Here is a 14,937-nt window from a genome sequence, read left to right as displayed (position 1 = left end):
GTTTTTGGTCCCGTCAGGCTGGGAGCCGGCCGTGAGTTCCGCCTGGTCGCAGGATCGCATCGTGGGTGCCCACGTCCCTAGAGTGGGCGGGTGCGGGCGATGGTCTACGAGCGATATGGCGGGCCCGAGCGGCTCGAGCTGCGGGAGGTGGCGCGGCCGGTTCCGTCGACGGGGCAGGTGCTCGTCGAGGTTGTCGCGACGGCGATCAATCTCTCCGACTGGGAAGGCCTGCGGGGGAGTCCGGGCTACGCGCGCATCGGCGGTCTGTTCCGGCCGAAGCGCACCGTGCTGGGCTCCGACATCGCGGGCAGAGTCGTGGCGGTGGGGGAAGGCGTGACGCGGTTCGCCGTCGGCGACGATGTGTTCGGCGACAATCTCGCGCTGCTGGGCGGTTTCGCCGAGTACTGCGTGGCGCCCGAGAGCGCGCTCTCACCGAAGCCGGTCGAGCTGTCGTTCGCAGAAGCCGCCACGATCCCGCAGGCGGGCGCGATCGCGGCGCAGGCCGCGGCTCTCGCCGCCCCGGGATCGCGGATGCTGGTGAACGGGGCCGGCGGCGGCTCGGGGTCGTTCCTGGTGCAGTTGGCGAGGTCCGCCGGAGTGCACGTCACGGCGGTCGACAACGCGGGCAAGCTCGGCTTCTTGCGGGCCCTCGGAGCGGACGAGGTCATCGACTACCGGCAGGCCGACTTCACGCGCACGGGGCCGTACGACCTCATCGTCGACCTGGTCGCCCGTCGCTCGATCTTCGCGTACCGGAGGGCGCTCGCCGCGGGCGGCCGCTGCGTCGTCGTCGGCGGGACCAGCCGCACCGTGCTGCGCATGGTCACGGTCGGCCCGCTGCTCGGGCGACTCACCGGGCGGCACCTCGGACTGCTCCTCGTGCGGCAGGGGCCGGCCGGGTTCGCGCCCGTGGCGGACCTCTGTGCCGAGGGGAGGATCGACATCCACATCGATCGGACGTTCCCGCTCGAGGAGGTCGGCGAGGCGCTCGCCTGGCACGGCGAAGGCCGCGCGAAGGGCAAGGTCGTCGTGATGGTCGGGAGCGAGTGAGGTTCGCCGCGGCGGCGAAGCCCGGCCGAGCTGGGCTGCCGGGCTTCGCGTGCGGCGTCGGTGTCCGTCAGCCGTTCGGGTCCTGCGCCCGCTCGAAGAGGTGCAGGTACTCCGCGTAGCCCTGCTCCGCGAGCTCGGCCACCGGGACGAATCTGAGCGCGGCGGAGTTCATGCAGTAGCGCAGGCCGCCGGCATCCCGCGGTCCGTCGTCGAAGACGTGGCCGAGGTGGCTGTCGGCGCCCGAGGACCTGGCCTCGGTGCGCGTCATCCACAGCGAGCGGTCGGTCTTCGTCGTCACGGCGTCGGGCTGGATGGGCCGCGTGAAGCTCGGCCAGCCGGTTCCGCTGTCGTACTTGTCGGTCGACGAGAAGAGCGGCTGACCCGAGACCACGTCGACGTAGATGCCGGGCTCGTGGTTGTTCCAGTAGGCATTGCGGAACGGCGGTTCGGTGGCGTCTCGCTGCGTCACCCGGTACTGGGTCTCGGTGAGCTGGCTGAGCGCCTCGGGGTTCTTGCTGTAGTCGGTGGGGTTCACGGTCGGGGCTTCCCTTCTGATCGTCGCTGGCTGCGACGTCATAGGAGTCAACGGATGCCGGCGTCGGATTGGTCCCGCGAACCTGGGAGCGCGCTAGGAGTTCGGCCGGACCAGATCGAGGCGCAGGTCAGGCCGGGGTGTCCTCGACCCGGTCCTCCTCGATCATCACCGGGGCGTCCTCGGCATCGAGCTCGTCGTCGATGTCGTCCGGCTCTGCGGCGTCGGTCGTGTCGGGCTCGGGGCCGGGTTCCTGGGGCGGGAGGGTGGCGTCTGTCATGCCTCGATCCCACGGGGACGCCGGGCCGCTGTGAAGAGGGTTGACGTGTCCGCCGGCCCGCGGCGATGCGCGGGTAGCCTGAACGCACGAGCGAAGGAGGCCGCGTGCCACGCACCATCGTCATCACCGGGGCCAGCGACGGGATCGGCGCAGCCGCGGCCCGGCAGCTGCACGAGGCGGGGGAGCGGGTGGTGGTCGTCGGTCGCAATCCCGGCAAGACGCAGCGGATCGCCGATGAGCTGAGCGTCGAGCACCATGTCGCCGACTTCGCCGATCTCGGTCAGGTGCGCGCGCTCGCCGCGGCCCTGCTCGAGACCTGCCCGAGGATCGACGTGCTTGCGAACAACGCGGGCGGCATCTTCGCCGAGCGGACGACGACGGTCGACGGCTTCGAGCAGACCTTCCAGGTCAATCACCTCGCCGGCTTCCTGCTGACGAATCTGCTGCTCGAGCGCTTGGCGGAGAGCGGCGCATCGGTCATCCAGACCTCGAGCGAGGCATCCCGCACCATGGCTCGATTCGACATCGACGACCTGCAGGCCGCGCGCCGCTACTCCGCGGGCGCCGCATACGGCAACGGCAAGCTGGAGAACGTGCTGTTCACGAAGGAGCTGCATCGCCGATACGGCGAAGCAGGCGTGAACGCCGTCGTGTTCCACCCCGGCGTGATCGGCAGCGGATTCGGGGGCACGGCGCGAGGCGCCGTCCGGTGGTTCTACACCAGCCGGCTCACGCGGCCGCTGCTCGACTCCAACGACGTCGGCGGGTCGCGCCTCACCTGGCTCGCGCTCGGCAAGCCCGGCGTCGACTGGCAGCCGGGTGCGTACTACGTCCGTAATCGCGTCTCGCGGACGAACCGTCTCGCCGACGATCCGGTGCTCGCAAAGCGGCTGTGGGACGACAGCGCCGCGATGGTGGGGCTGTAAAGGGGGCTCCTGGCGTGAGGCCGCTGGGTAGGGTCGGCGCATGGCAGCGACAACGGTCCCGGTCGGCGAAGGCGTCATCATGGGCTGGAACCCGGGCCTGTGGGACGAATGGCCGGAATCGTACGCCGCCGTCGTGGCGGGCGTCGCGCGCGGCGAGCCGTTCGTCACGCAGTGGTCGGTCGGGGCGCGTCGGAGCGTCGAACCGGGAACGGATGCCTGGCTGCTGCGTCAGGGCGGATCGTACGGGATCATCGGCCATGGCACGGTGCTCACCGACACCTACGAGGACGTGCACTTCGCCGATCCGCGCCGTATGGCCAACTTCGTCGATGTGGCGTTCGACTCGCTGGTGATCGAGGCCGACCGGATTCCGCGGGAACTGCTCGAGGTCGTCGTGCCCGAGATCGCCTGGCGATTCCAGTTCCGTTCGGGCAACCGGGTGCCGCGCGACGCCAACGCGCGGCTGCACGACCTGTGGCGCCACGCCGTGGGGCACGGCGAGGAAGGCCTCGGCTGATCGCGTGCTCTGAGGGTCGCGGAGGCGATCGTTGTTCGAGCCGCCGTGCTTCTGGCGCGCGCGGACCTTCCGGTCACCCGGACTCAGAAGGGCGCGTCGGCAGCCGCCGAAGGATGGAACATCGGATACCGGCGTTCAGGCTTCACGGTGTATTCACGCCCTGCGGGGGACGTCCACTCAACGGCGCCCCCGCTGTCGGGCACCTGTCTCACCCGCCACCCGCCGTGATGTTTGACCCGATGATGCCCGCGGCAGATCGGCGCGAGGTTGTCGAGGCCGGTCGCGCCACCGTCGACCCAGGCCAGGGTGTGATCGATCTCGCACCGGGACGCGGGCATTCCGCACCCGGGAGCCATGCAGCGATCGGCGCGCCACTTCACCAGCCTCGCCAGCGCCGCGGGAGGCCGGTACAGCTCGCGGCCGACCGACAGCACGGCACCGCTCTCGGGATGGGTGAGGATGCGCATCCAGCCACCGTCACCGCCGCACAGTTCACGCGCGCGCTGGAGCGGGATCGGTCCGACGCCTTCGACCGATGCCGGAGCCAGGCCGGCACCGTCTCGCTCGCGGTCGTCGGCTGCGAGCAGTGCCAAGGCGGGAACGGTCACGACCACACTCGCGCGGATTCCGCGCGCGTCCCCGGCGAGAGAAGCGGTGTCGCCGTCGATGAGGAGGTCGCACAGTACGTCGGTGCGCACCTGATCGAGACTGCGCGTCTCCTCGTCGCTCGTCATGATCGCCTTCGCCATAGCGGTCGCTCGCCCGAAGATCGCCTGCGCCTCGACAGCCGGAAGGTAGGCGTGCAGCCAGGCCATCGCATCCTCTGCGGGTTCGACGACGATCCGGCGACGCGCGAGCGCCTCCTCGTGTCGTTCGGCCAGCGTGACGGAGCGGACGGTGTCGATCAGCCGCCGCAGCTTGCGGCGGAACGAGCCGACCGGGTGATGCTCGGCGAGTCGAATCGCCTGCGGCACGAGTTCGCCCCGCAGTTCGGGTTCGACCTCTTCCATGAGGTCGACGAGGATCTCGGCGTGCCGCTCGGTCATCCGAGCGCCGCCGAGGGAATCGAGCACTGCCGGATAGCGCTCCACGAGTGCCGCTGCCTGGGCGATCATCTCGCCGGCGGCGTGCTCCGTGATGCGCAGACCGGCGGCGAGTTCGAGGCGAACCCCGCGCTCGATCACTTCGGTCAATGCGCGCCCATGCACGGCGGCGTCTTCGAGGGCCTCGCGGCGCATCGCGTTGACTTGCAGCAGCCGCTGCGCCGCGAAGACCGCCATCATGTCGGCGACTTCGACGACCCGGTCGAGCGCGTCCGGGATCGGCGCTCCCTCCCACTCGGCGTCGTCGTCCATGCCCTGAAACTACCGGCAACCTCGGACATTGGAACGATGAATAGCCCGCCTCTAGTGCAGTGGTACTCGAAACTATGCAAGGCAGTCCGCCCCCTCCTTCCCGGCTGGGGAGGAGGGGGCGGACGGCGTCAGAGCGTGCCGGGCCGGATCAGTACCAGCCGACCGACTGCGAGTGACCCCACGCGCCGCACGGGGTGCCGTAGCGACCCGAGATGTAGCCGAGGCCCCACGCGATCTGGGTGGCGGGGTTGGTCTGCCAGTCGGCGCCCGCGCTGCCCATCTTGCTGCCGGGCAGGGCCTGGGGGATTCCGTACGCGCCGCTGCTCGCGTTGTATGCGCGGTAGTTCCAGCCGGACTCCTTGTTCCAGAGCGACACGAGGCAGCCGAACTGGTCGTCGCCCCAGCCGTAGCGGCTGAGCATCGAGCGGGCCGTCGCCTGCGCGTCGGCCGGACTGGTGCCGCCGACGGCGCCGCCGGTGGCGAACACCGGCGCCGGAGCGGACGGCTGAGACTGCGACTGCTCGGCGGCCCGGGCAGCGGCGGCCTCAGCGGCCGCCTTCGCCGCAGCCTCGGCCTTCGCCTTCGCCTCAGCCTCCTGCTTGGCCTTGAGCGCCTTGGCGGCGTCGAGCTTGCCCCGCAGTTCGGCGACGCGCTCGTCGACGGCGTCGGCCAGGACGGTGACGTCCTCGATGATCGAGGGCAGCATCAGGGTCGGGAGTGCCTTGGCGCCGTCGAGCCGCTCGACCGCGGCCGCGAGCTCGGCGGTGTCGACGGTCGTCTCGGCGTCTCCGATGTCGAGCTTCGAGGCCGTGATGTCGGTCGTGACCTGCGATGCCGCGGCGATCGAGGCATCCGCCGACTCGACGGTGGCCCGCGCAGCGGAGAGCGCCTCCGATTCGGCCGGAGACGGGGCGGCGGCCAACGGCTCAGGCGCGGTGAACGAGGCGAGCGCGAAAGTGGGAGTCGAGCCGGATGCCTCGGCCAGGCTGGTCGGCGTCGTCACGGTCATCCCGGCGGCGACGATCATGCCGAGTGACAGTCCGGCGACGGCCAGGACGGGTCGGCGGCGGAGGCGTCGCGCGGCGGCGCGGGTGTTGCGGCGGGCGGAATGGGCTGACGTGATCGAACGCATGAAACCGGTTTCGTATGGGGCAGAGGCGTCGACAGCGCGACGCGAAAGGTCCGTTCGGGCGGACACAAGTCCCCGAGTCTGCCGAGGCACCCTGGACGGTTCCGGTGCGTTACCTGAACGTTACATGGGAGGCTCCGGGGCGACCGGAGGGTCGAAGACCGCGGCTAACCTGGACGAATGCCCGCCGAGCCGACCCCTGGAAGCGCCCGTTCGCAACTGGCCGCACTGGTCGCAGACGTCGCCGCCTCCGGCCCCGGTCATCAGGGATTTCGGCAGTTCGCCGGGCTCGAAACGATGCCGGATGCACGCCTCGCGGCGGTCCTCATCCTGTTCGGGATCCTCGACGGTCACCCCAGCGAGCACGACGCCGAGGCGCGGGCCGTCTCGCGCGACCTCGACGTGCTCCTCCTCTCGCGCGCATCGACGCTCCGCTCGCACGCCGGCCAGATCGCTTTCCCCGGCGGCCGCGTCGATCCCGCCGACGACGGGCCGATCGCAGCCGCCCTCCGCGAGGCACAGGAAGAGACCGGCATCGACCCTGCCGGCGTCGAGGTGCTCGGCGCCCTCGAGGACATCCCGCTCGCCTACTCGCAGCACCTCGTGACCCCCGTGCTCGGCTGGTGGCGGCATCCCTCACCCATCCGCGTCGTCGACGAGGCCGAATCCTCCGCGGTGTTCCGTGCCCCCGTCGCCGACCTGCTCGACCCCGCCCACCGCGGCTCCACCGTCATCCGCCGCGACGGCCAGGTGTGGCGCGGACCGGGGTTCCTCGTGCCGCACGCCGACGGGCACCACCTCGTGTGGGGCTTCACGGGCATGGTGCTCGAGGGACTGTTCGATCGCCTCGGCTGGACCGAGCCGTGGGATCGAAACCGGGAGCTGCCGCTCACCGGCCCAGGATTCGACGAATCCGAAGCGGCGTCCTGACACGAGGTCTACGCTGACCCACGTGCATCAGATCTACGACCTGAGCTTCGCCAGGCTCTATCCGCTCTACGTCGCGAAGGTCGAGCGGAAGGGGCGGACGACCGCCGAACTCGACGAGATCATTGAATGGCTCACGGGTTTCGACGAGTCCGAACTGCGCGGTCACATCGACGCCGGCACCCCTCTGGACGAGTTCTTCGGGGCAGCGCGCCTGAACCCGAGCGCCTCCCTCATCACCGGCGTCATCTGCGGGGTGCGCGTGGAAGAGATCGACGAGCCGCTCATGCAGCAGATCCGCTACCTCGACAAGCTCGTCGACGAGCTCGCGCGCGGCAAGGCGATGGAGAAGATCCTGCGGCAACCGGTCGCGTGATGACCGCCCGCGTCCTGACGAGAGATGAAGCGCGCCGCATCATCGTGCGCGCGCAGCTCCTCGATGCCGATCGGCCAGGAGACGTCGTCGAGGTCGCAGAGCAGCTCGGGTACATCAAGATCGACCCGACGGCGGTGATCACGCCCTGCGAGCACACCGTGCTGTGGTCGCGCATCGGATGGTCCTACGAGGCCGGGCAGCTGCAGAAGGCGGTCGAGATCGACCGGCTGCTGTTCGAGTTCGACGGCGCGTTCCGCCCCATCAGCCTGTTGCCGCTCATGCTTCCCGCCATGCGCACGTGGCCGCGACGCGAGAGCAGTCGGCAGTGGCTCGAGGCGAATGCGACCTTCCGGGCCGACGTCCTCGCCCGCCTGCGCGCCGAGGGGCCGCTGCTCACGAGCGACATCCCCGACACCGCCCAGGTGGATCGCGCTCCCGACGGCTGGTACGGCCGCAACCAGGTGCCGCACATGCTCGACTTCCTCACCCGGCAGGGCGAGGTGGCCATCGTCGGACGCGAAGGCAGGCACCGCCGCTGGGACCTGGCCGAGCGCGTGTACCCGGCGGACATGCCCGAGTACAGCGAGGGCGAGGCGGCCGAGCTGCTCGCCGAGCGCCGCCTGCAGGCGGCCGGACTCGCCAAGCAGAAGTCGCCGTGGTCCGTTGTCGGCATGGCCGGCGAGCCCGTGACCGTGGAGGGGAGCAAGTGGCGGTTCCGCGTGGACCCGGCAGCGCTCGCCGCCCTCGACGCCGGCGACGACGACGGCGGCCGCGTCGCGTTCCTCAATCCGTACGACAGCATGCTGTTCGACCGTCCGCGCCTGAGCGAGGTGTTCGAGTTCGACTACGTGCTGGAGCAGTTCAAGCCCGCCGCCCAGCGCAGGTACGGATACTTCGCGCACCCGATCCTGATGGGCGATCGATTCGTCGGGATGCTGGACGCCGAGGTCGACAGGAAGAGCGGCGTGCTGCAGGTCAACGCCGTCCACGAGTTCCTGCCGTTCGAGGCTGAGGAGCACGAGATGGTGCGGGCGGAACTCGACGAGCTCGCGGAGTGGCTCGGACTGCCGGTCACCGGCGTGCCCGAGCGATGAGCGCGCGACGGGGCGGCGCCCGGGGGCGGCGTCGGCGGGGCCGGATCTGGACTGCGCGGGAGGCGCCGGATGCCGCGGCCGCCGCGCGCGATCCGGTAAAGGTCAACCTGCTGCTGCGCGACTTCGTGCGGAGGGTGGGCGGCGGCGCGGTGACGTCGTAGGGTCTGGATATGGACAGGGCCGTTCCGAACCTCCCCTCCCGCGACTTCGACACCACTGCGGCGTTCTACGCCGGCTTCGGGTTCGAGGTGACCTATCGCGACGGCGGCTGGATGATCCTCGGCCGCAGCGGCATCGTGCTCGAGTTCTTCCTCGCCCCCGAGCACGACCCGTACGAGAGCTGGTTCATGACGAGCATCCGCGTGTCGGATCTCGACCGCCTCTACGCCGACGTCCGCGCGAGCGGTGTGCCGGAGAAGACGGTCGGCATCCCGCGGCTGATCCCGGTGTCGCTGCAGGAGTGGGGCCAGCGCGCCGGCTACCTGATCGACCCCGACGGCACGCAGCTCCACCTCATCGAGGACGACGGCTCGCGCTAGGGGCGCGTGCCCACCCAGCCGAGCGCCGGGGCGACCTGCGTCGCGAAGGTCTCGACGACCCGCAGGTTGAACTCGACGCCCAGCTGGCTCGGGATCGTGAGCATCAGGGTGTCCGCGGCCTGGATCGCGGCGTCGTCCTTCAGCTGCTCGATGAGCACGTCGGGCTCGGCGGCGTACGTCTTGCCGAACGTCGAGCGGATGCCGTCGATGACGCCGATCTGGTCGCCGTCCTGGCGTCCGCCGAAGTAGAGGTGGTCCTCCGCCGTGACGAGGGGGAAGATCGAGCGGCTCACCGACACGCGGGGCTCGCCGGTATGACCGGCCTCGCGCCAAGCTGCCCGGAACGCGTCGATCTGCTCCGCCTGCAGGATGTCGAAGGGGCGCCCGTCGGCCGAGGTCAGCAGTGTCGACGACATGAGGTTCACGCCGACCCGACCCGCCCACTCGGCCGAGTCACGGTTGCCCGCCCCCCACCACACGCGCGAACGCAGCCCGGGGGAGTGCGGCTCGATGCGCTGCAGCCCGGTCGCTCCGGTGCCGAACGGCGACGAGGCATCCCGCTCCGCCAATCCCTCGCCCTCGATGGCGCGCAGGAACAGGTCGAAGTGCTCGCGCGCGAGGTCCGCGCCGCGAGGGTCGTCGGACCCGGTGTAGCCGAACGCCTCGTAGCCGCGGACGACTGTCTCGGGTGAACCTCTGCTCACGCCGAGAGCGAGCCGGCCTCCGGAGATCAGATCGACGGATGCCGCTTCCTCGGCCAGGTACAGCGGGTTCTCGTAACGCATGTCGATGACCCCGGTGCCGACCTCGATGCGGTCGGTGCGGGCGGCGATCGCCGCGAGCAGCGGCATCGGCGACGACTGCTGGCGCGCGAAGTGGTGCACGCGGAAGTACGCGCCGTCGACGCCGAGATCGTCCATGCCCTGCGCCAGATCGATCGCCTGCAGCATCGAATCGGCCGCGGTGAGCTGACGGCCGCCGCCGAGGGGGCCGTAGTGACCGAAGGAGAGTGTTCCGAAGCGCTTCATGCTGCGTGCAACCGTACGCCCGCGACATCCATTCCGGTGAATGAATGGGCTTCGGTCCCGACCTGGGGTGGTGCCGATGCGTTCCGTCTCCACCGGCCGCGGGCGCCGCGACGTGCCTACGATGGCAGGAGCGGATGCGACGGGAGGCGAAGCGATGGTGCAGGTCCGTGTGGCGGGCGTCGCCCTCGACGCCACGGGGCAGCATGTTGTGCTGCTCAAGCCCATCGACGAGATCCCCGGCGACGGCCAGGTGCTCCCGATCTGGATCGGGCAGCTGGAGGCGACCTCGATCCTCGTCGCGATCGAGCAGGCGCCGGTGCCGCGCCCGCTCGCGCACGACCTCATGCGCTCGCTGATCGAGACGCTCGGTGCGGAGGTCACGCGCGTCGAGGTGACGCGCATCGACGACGGCACCTTCTACGCCGAGGTCACGCTGTCGACGGCGCTGGGTGACCGCGTCGTCGACGCCCGGCCCTCCGACGCCGTGGCGCTCGCCACCCGTGTTGGGGCGGGGATCTGGGTGGCCGACCAGGTGATGGAGGAGGCCGGCGTGCCCGACGTGCTCACCGAGTCCGACGCGGCGGAGAGCCTGGACGAGTTCAAGCGCTTCCTCGACGACGTCGAGCCCGAGGACTTCGAAGGCTGACTCTCCCCACGGTCGCTCCGCGACAGCCTGTCAAGCCCCTCCGTGCGCCCTCCCCCCTCGCCTAGATTCGGCGGCGGGGAGAGGAGTTTCACATGACCACTGCACGAGAGATCATGACGCCGGACCCGCGGTGCATCGGCGAGTCGGAGAGCCTGCAGGAGGCGGCACGACTGATGGCGGAACTGGATGTCGGCGCGCTGCCGATCTGCGGGGCGGACGGCAAGCTCCGGGGGATGCTCACCGACCGAGACATCGTCGTCAAGTGCGTCGCGCGCGGCGGCCGGCCCGCGATCGAGACCGCGGGCCTGCTCGCCGAGCGCACTCTGGTGCTGGCGAAGGCCGACGACGACATCCGCGACGTCTTGACGTCGATGGAGCGACACCAGGTGCGGCGAGTGCCCGTCCTGGACGGCCACGAGCTCGTCGGCATCATCAGCCAGGCGGACATCGCGCTGACGCTGTCGGCGACGCAGACGGGCGAGACCGTGGAGGCCATCTCCGAGTGACCCGGGCGGTCAGCCCTTCAGCCCGCCGGCGCTGATCCCCTGGATGATCTGCTTCTGCGCGACGAAGAAGATGAGGATCATCGGGATCGTCCCGCGTGCGCGCCTCGATTCATCGCCCGCGCGAAAGCACATGCGTTCTCATCGCACAACCCCCTCTGACGTGCGAGCGAGGTTGCTTTCAATGGAGGACCTCCACCGGCCCCGCGGTGGAGTTCGACGGGAAGGGAGACCCCATGTCACAGGGTTATGCAGCCGGAGGTGCCGACCCCTACGTCGCCGATTCCGGTCAGGAGTCGAGCACGGTGGACACGGCAAAGCACGAAGCGGGTGAGGTGAAGGATGCCGCGACCGGCGCTGTGAAGGATGTCGCCGCCACCGCAAAGCAGGAAGCCGGCGGAGTCGCCCGCGAGACGAAGCATCAGGCGCGAGCCCTTCTCGACCAGGGCCGCCAAGAGCTCCGTGACCAGGCGTCCAAGCAGCAGCAGCGCCTGGCATCCGGCCTCACCTCGGTCGGCGACCAGCTCGGATCGATGGCGGCGGGATCGCAGACGTCGGGCGTCGCGGCCGACCTGGTGCAGCAGGCATCCGACCGTGTCGGCGCCGTGGGATCGTGGTTCGCCGAACGCGACCCGGCCATGGTGCTCACCGAGGTCAAGGCGTTCGCGCGCCGTCGCCCCGGCGTGTTCATCACCGCGGGCGTCGTCGCCGGAATCGTGGTCGGACGTCTCGCGCGAGCGCTCACCTCGAACGCCGGCCAGGCGTCGGGCAACGGCTCGGGCTCTGGCTCGATGGGAACCGCACGACCGGCACTGCCGGCGTCCACCGGCTACGACGCCGCAGCCGGTCTCGGTGTCTCCGGCGGAGACGGTTCGACCGGCTCGCTGGGCATGACCGGTGCGACCGGTGCGGACGCGCCGATCTACTCGCAGTCGGCCGCGCGCTTCGACGGCACGGGGATGGAGGGCACCGATGAGCGATCAGACACCCTCTGAGCAGCGCGCCGCAACGGCGTCGCTCGGTGAGCTGCTCGGCGAGGTGACCCGTGACCTGTCGACGCTCATGCGCCAGGAGGTCGCGCTCGCCAAGGCGGAGTTGAAGGAGACGGCGACGACGATGGCGAAGGGTGCGGGGCTGCTCGGCGGCGCGGGATATGCCGCGGCGATGGCCGTGCTGTTCCTGTCGATCGCCGCCTGGGCGGGCCTCGCGAACCTCATCGGCGGCGGTTGGTCCGGGCTGGTCGTCGCGGTGGTGTGGGCCATCATCGCGGCCGTGCTCTACTCCGTCGGCCGCAAGCAGATGAAGCAGGTGAAGGGCGCCCCGCAGACCGTCGAGACGCTCGAGGAGATTCCGCAGGCATTCAAGAGAAACGAGGAGAACCGATGACTGATTCACCCGATGTGATCCGCGCCGACATCGAGCGGACGCGAGAAGAGCTGGGCGCCGACGTCGATGCGCTCGCCGACAAGGTGACGCCCTCCAAGATCGTGGGCCGCCAGACTGACAAGGTGCGCGGCGCCTTCGGCTCACTGCGTGACCGCGTGATGGGCGTCGCGGACGACGCCGGATCGTCGGCGTCCGACATGGCACACGACATGGCCCACGGTGCGGCGGGTGTCGCCCGCGACGTGAAGACGAAGGCGGAGGGGAACCCGTTGGCGGTGGGACTCATCGCCTTCGGTGTCGGGCTGGTCGCAGCATCCCTCATCCCTGCATCCGACCGTGAAAAGCAGCTCGCCGAATCCGTGAAGGAGCAGGCGCAGCCGCTCGTCGACCAGGTGAGCTCGGTCGCCAAAGAGGTCGCCTCCGACCTGAAGGAGCCGGCCCGACAGGCCGCCACCGCCGTCAAGGACAGCGCCCAGGGCGCATTCGACACGGTGAAGGGTGAGGCGACGGATCAAGCCGGCACGGTCGCCGACCGTGCGAAGGACGCGCGAGACACCGTCTCCGGCGTCTGAGACAAGCCGAGGTGGGTGCGGGGCGGACGTCGAGTCCGCTCCGCACCCGTCACCGCGACCCGGAGGAAGAACCGATGTCACGCAACGTGAGAGAACTGCGCTGCTCCCCGGAGGATGTGTTCCGGGTGCTGGGCGACGGCTGGCTGTATCCGTCGTGGGTGGTGGGGGCGTCACGCATGCGTGATGTCGACGACGCCTGGCCTGCCGCAGGGGCGGAGCTGCACCACTCGTTCGGCACATGGCCGTTGCTGATCGACGACAAGACGGTCGTCGAGGCGTGCGACCCGCCACATACGCTCGTACTTCGTGCGCGCGGCTGGCCGATCGGCGAGGCGCGCGTCACGATCGACGTCAAGCCTCGAGGCGACCGGAGCGTCGTGCGCATCCAGGAGGAGGCCGTCGCGGGCCCGGGCCGATTCGTGCCGGACTCGATCATGGACGTGCTGCTGCACTGGCGCAACACCGAGACCCTCCACCGGCTGGCGTACCTCGCCGAGGGCATCGCTGCCCGCACGCCGGCTGACACCACCGCCGAGCAGGAGATCGGCGCCGACGCCGCTTCGTCATGAGCGCAGCGGCCGTCGGCAGTACGGAGTGCGACGCCGTCGTGGTGGGCGCGGGCCCGAACGGTCTCGCCGCCGCCGTCACGCTCGCCCGCGCGGGCCTCAGCGTGCGCGTCTACGAGCGCGCGGACCAGGCGGGCGGCGGCGCGTCGACGCGCGAGCTGACGCTCCCCGGACACCGGCATGACGTGTGCTCGGCCGTGCACCCGATGGCCTTCGAGTCGCGGTTCTTCCGCGAGTTCGGCCTGCGGTCGCGCGTGCGCTTCGTCACCCCCGACCTGTCGTTCGCCCACCCGCTCGACGGGGGCAGGGCGGCGCTCGCGTACCGCGACCTTGCACGCACGCGCGACGACCTCGGCCGGGACGGACGAGCGTACGAACGTCTGATGCGTCCGCTGGCCGAGCGGGCGACGAGCGTCGCCGAGTTCACCGGGTCGTCGCTGCTCGGCATCCCGGCGGACATCCCGACCGCTGCCGCCTTCGGCGTGCGGGCGCTCGAGCAGGGCTCGCTCGCGTGGAGCGCCCGGTTCCGGGAGGATGCGGCGCCGGCGATGCTCACCGGAGTCGCGGCGCACACGATCCTGCCGCAGCCGAGCGTCGCCGCGGCGGGGGCGGGCCTCGCGCTCACCGCATACGCCCACGCCCGCGGCTGGCCGATCCCGGTCGGCGGCAGCCAGGCGATCGTCGACGCGCTGGTGGATGATCTGCGCGCCCACGGCGGGGAGGTGGTGCTGGATCACGAGGTGCGATCGCTGCGCGAGCTGCCCCGTGCCCGGGCCACGCTGCTCGACGTCACGCCCCGCGCGTTCCTCCGCATGGCGGCAGAGGCGATGCCGGTCGGCTACCGCCACGCCCTCGAGGCGTTCCGCTACGGCGGCGGCGTCGCGAAGATCGACTTCGCCCTGAGCGGCCCGGTGCCCTGGTCCCACGCCGAGGTGCGCCATGCCGGAACCGTGCACGTCGGAGGAACCCGGGCCGAGGTGGCGGAAGCCGAGAACGCGGTCAACGCCGGGAAGCTGCCCGATCGCCCGTATGTGCTCGTCTCGCAGCCCTCGGTGTTCGACGGGACGCGTGCGCCGGCCGGCCATCACACGCTCTGGACCTATACCCACGTGCCGGCGGGCAGCGTCGCCGATCGCCGCGAGGCGGTGATCGCGCAGATCGAGCGGTTCGCACCCGGGTTCCGCGACCTCATCCTCGCGACCAGCTCCCGAACCGCTCTGGACGTCGAACGCCACAACCCGAACTATCCGGGCGGCGACATCGCCGCGGGTGCGCCGACGCTCCGGCAGATCATCCGCCGGCCCGTGCTCACGCCCGACCCGTGGCGCACGCCGATTCCCGGGGTCTACCTCGCCGGCGCCTCGGCGGTCCCGGGGCCGGGCGTGCACGGCCTCGCAGGATGGTTCGCCGCCCGCAGCGCGCTGCGCCATGAGTTCGGCACGCGGATGCTGCCGGACCTCAGCCCGCGTGAGGAGAAGGCGTGAACGCCGAAGGACAGGTCGTCGTGATCA

Annotated in this window: 20 protein-coding genes; 14 read left to right on the top strand and 6 right to left on the bottom strand. The window is 70.7% G+C overall.

Annotated features, from left to right (window positions below):
* Window positions 1–99: 99 nt before the first annotated feature.
* Entirely contained in the window at window positions 100–1,050 is a 951-nt protein-coding gene (locus tag ACFC1W_RS02225) for an NAD(P)-dependent alcohol dehydrogenase (RefSeq protein WP_375991374.1), read from the top strand.
* A gap of 67 nt (window positions 1,051–1,117) precedes the next feature.
* Here ACFC1W_RS02225 and msrB read toward each other — a convergent pair whose 3' ends face one another.
* On the bottom strand, window positions 1,118–1,585 hold the full coding sequence (gene msrB, locus ACFC1W_RS02220) for a peptide-methionine (R)-S-oxide reductase MsrB (protein WP_375988095.1): 468 nt from the start codon (window positions 1,583–1,585) through the stop codon (window positions 1,118–1,120).
* Window positions 1,586–1,712: 127 nt separating this feature from the next.
* Window positions 1,713–1,862 carry a hypothetical protein gene (locus ACFC1W_RS02215; RefSeq protein WP_375988092.1) on the bottom strand — a complete coding sequence of 50 codons (150 nt, stop codon included), beginning with the start codon at window positions 1,860–1,862 and terminating at the stop codon, window positions 1,713–1,715.
* A gap of 104 nt (window positions 1,863–1,966) precedes the next feature.
* Between ACFC1W_RS02215 and ACFC1W_RS02210 the strand changes: the two genes are divergently transcribed.
* Both ACFC1W_RS02210 and ACFC1W_RS02205 read left to right on the top strand, forming a co-directional pair.
* Complete coding sequence (locus tag ACFC1W_RS02210; protein ID WP_375988089.1) at window positions 1,967–2,788, top strand: SDR family NAD(P)-dependent oxidoreductase; 822 nt, start codon at window positions 1,967–1,969, stop codon at window positions 2,786–2,788.
* A gap of 40 nt (window positions 2,789–2,828) precedes the next feature.
* The gene (locus tag ACFC1W_RS02205; protein WP_375988086.1) at window positions 2,829–3,305 is read left to right on the top strand and encodes a hypothetical protein; all 477 of its coding nucleotides are present in this window, start codon (window positions 2,829–2,831) and stop codon (window positions 3,303–3,305) included.
* A gap of 83 nt (window positions 3,306–3,388) precedes the next feature.
* Here ACFC1W_RS02205 and ACFC1W_RS02200 read toward each other — a convergent pair whose 3' ends face one another.
* Together ACFC1W_RS02200 and ACFC1W_RS02195 are read right to left on the bottom strand one after the other, a co-directional pair.
* Window positions 3,389–4,660 carry a DUF222 domain-containing protein gene (locus tag ACFC1W_RS02200; protein ID WP_375988083.1) on the bottom strand — a complete coding sequence of 424 codons (1,272 nt, stop codon included), beginning with the start codon at window positions 4,658–4,660 and terminating at the stop codon, window positions 3,389–3,391.
* A gap of 148 nt (window positions 4,661–4,808) precedes the next feature.
* A complete protein-coding gene (locus ACFC1W_RS02195) occupies window positions 4,809–5,792 on the bottom strand; it encodes a lytic transglycosylase domain-containing protein (RefSeq protein WP_375988080.1) in 984 nt (327 codons plus the stop codon).
* A 177-nt stretch (window positions 5,793–5,969) separates the two neighbouring features.
* On the opposite strand from ACFC1W_RS02195, the gene ACFC1W_RS02190 reads away from it, so the two are divergent.
* The 4 genes from ACFC1W_RS02190 (at window position 5,970) to ACFC1W_RS02175 (ending at window position 8,725) form a co-directional block, all read left to right on the top strand.
* Window positions 5,970–6,719: an NUDIX hydrolase gene (locus ACFC1W_RS02190; RefSeq protein WP_375988077.1), complete on the top strand. Its 750-nt coding sequence runs from the start codon at window positions 5,970–5,972 to the stop codon at window positions 6,717–6,719.
* Window positions 6,720–6,741: 22 nt separating this feature from the next.
* Window positions 6,742–7,092, top strand: coding sequence for a DUF2200 domain-containing protein (locus ACFC1W_RS02185; protein WP_375988074.1), 351 nt, complete (start codon window positions 6,742–6,744; stop codon window positions 7,090–7,092).
* The gene (locus ACFC1W_RS02180; protein ID WP_375988071.1) at window positions 7,092–8,186 is read left to right on the top strand and encodes a DNA glycosylase AlkZ-like family protein; all 1,095 of its coding nucleotides are present in this window, start codon (window positions 7,092–7,094) and stop codon (window positions 8,184–8,186) included. Before ACFC1W_RS02185 ends, ACFC1W_RS02180 begins: the two co-directional genes overlap by 1 nt.
* Window positions 8,187–8,356: 170 nt before the next feature.
* On the top strand, window positions 8,357–8,725 hold the full coding sequence (locus ACFC1W_RS02175; protein WP_375988068.1) for a bleomycin resistance protein: 369 nt from the start codon (window positions 8,357–8,359) through the stop codon (window positions 8,723–8,725).
* On the opposite strand, the gene ACFC1W_RS02170 is transcribed toward ACFC1W_RS02175, so the two are convergent.
* Window positions 8,722–9,753 carry an LLM class flavin-dependent oxidoreductase gene (locus ACFC1W_RS02170; RefSeq protein ID WP_375988065.1) on the bottom strand — a complete coding sequence of 344 codons (1,032 nt, stop codon included), beginning with the start codon at window positions 9,751–9,753 and terminating at the stop codon, window positions 8,722–8,724. The two genes, ACFC1W_RS02175 and ACFC1W_RS02170, sit on opposite strands and share 4 nt — an antisense overlap.
* Before the next feature lie 154 nt (window positions 9,754–9,907).
* Between ACFC1W_RS02170 and ACFC1W_RS02165 the strand changes: the two genes are divergently transcribed.
* The gene (locus ACFC1W_RS02165; RefSeq protein ID WP_375988062.1) at window positions 9,908–10,399 is read left to right on the top strand and encodes a bifunctional nuclease family protein; all 492 of its coding nucleotides are present in this window, start codon (window positions 9,908–9,910) and stop codon (window positions 10,397–10,399) included.
* A 92-nt stretch (window positions 10,400–10,491) separates the two neighbouring features.
* Window positions 10,492–10,905 (top strand): CBS domain-containing protein, encoded by a 414-nt coding sequence (locus ACFC1W_RS02160; RefSeq protein ID WP_375988059.1) that lies wholly within the window; start codon window positions 10,492–10,494, stop codon window positions 10,903–10,905.
* A gap of 9 nt (window positions 10,906–10,914) precedes the next feature.
* Here ACFC1W_RS02160 and ACFC1W_RS02155 read toward each other — a convergent pair whose 3' ends face one another.
* Window positions 10,915–11,037 (bottom strand): hypothetical protein, encoded by a 123-nt coding sequence (locus ACFC1W_RS02155; RefSeq protein ID WP_375988056.1) that lies wholly within the window; start codon window positions 11,035–11,037, stop codon window positions 10,915–10,917.
* Between the two features lie 101 nt (window positions 11,038–11,138).
* On the opposite strand from ACFC1W_RS02155, the gene ACFC1W_RS02150 reads away from it, so the two are divergent.
* The 5 genes from ACFC1W_RS02150 to ACFC1W_RS02130 all read left to right on the top strand — a co-directional run bounded on the left by ACFC1W_RS02150 (window position 11,139) and on the right by ACFC1W_RS02130 (window position 14,910).
* Window positions 11,139–11,897, top strand: a complete 759-nt coding sequence (locus ACFC1W_RS02150) for a hypothetical protein (protein ID WP_375988053.1) — start codon at window positions 11,139–11,141, stop codon at window positions 11,895–11,897.
* Entirely contained in the window at window positions 11,875–12,288 is a 414-nt protein-coding gene (locus ACFC1W_RS02145; RefSeq protein WP_375988050.1) for a phage holin family protein, read from the top strand. The genes ACFC1W_RS02150 and ACFC1W_RS02145 overlap by 23 nt, the downstream gene beginning before the upstream one ends.
* The gene (locus ACFC1W_RS02140; RefSeq protein WP_375988047.1) at window positions 12,285–12,860 is read left to right on the top strand and encodes a DUF3618 domain-containing protein; all 576 of its coding nucleotides are present in this window, start codon (window positions 12,285–12,287) and stop codon (window positions 12,858–12,860) included. The genes ACFC1W_RS02145 and ACFC1W_RS02140 overlap by 4 nt, the downstream gene beginning before the upstream one ends.
* Window positions 12,861–12,934: 74 nt before the next feature.
* Window positions 12,935–13,429 carry an SRPBCC family protein gene (locus ACFC1W_RS02135; protein ID WP_375988044.1) on the top strand — a complete coding sequence of 165 codons (495 nt, stop codon included), beginning with the start codon at window positions 12,935–12,937 and terminating at the stop codon, window positions 13,427–13,429.
* On the top strand, window positions 13,426–14,910 hold the full coding sequence (locus tag ACFC1W_RS02130; protein ID WP_375988041.1) for a phytoene desaturase family protein: 1,485 nt from the start codon (window positions 13,426–13,428) through the stop codon (window positions 14,908–14,910). The genes ACFC1W_RS02135 and ACFC1W_RS02130 overlap by 4 nt, the downstream gene beginning before the upstream one ends.
* The last annotated feature ends 27 nt before the right edge of the window (window positions 14,911–14,937 follow it).

The sequence above is a fragment of the Microbacterium sp. NPDC056003 genome, from assembly GCF_042274785.1.
Lineage (GTDB): Bacteria > Actinomycetota > Actinomycetes > Actinomycetales > Microbacteriaceae > Microbacterium.
Note: the sequence above shows the minus strand (reverse complement) of the source record. Positions and strands in the feature narration are given on the sequence as shown.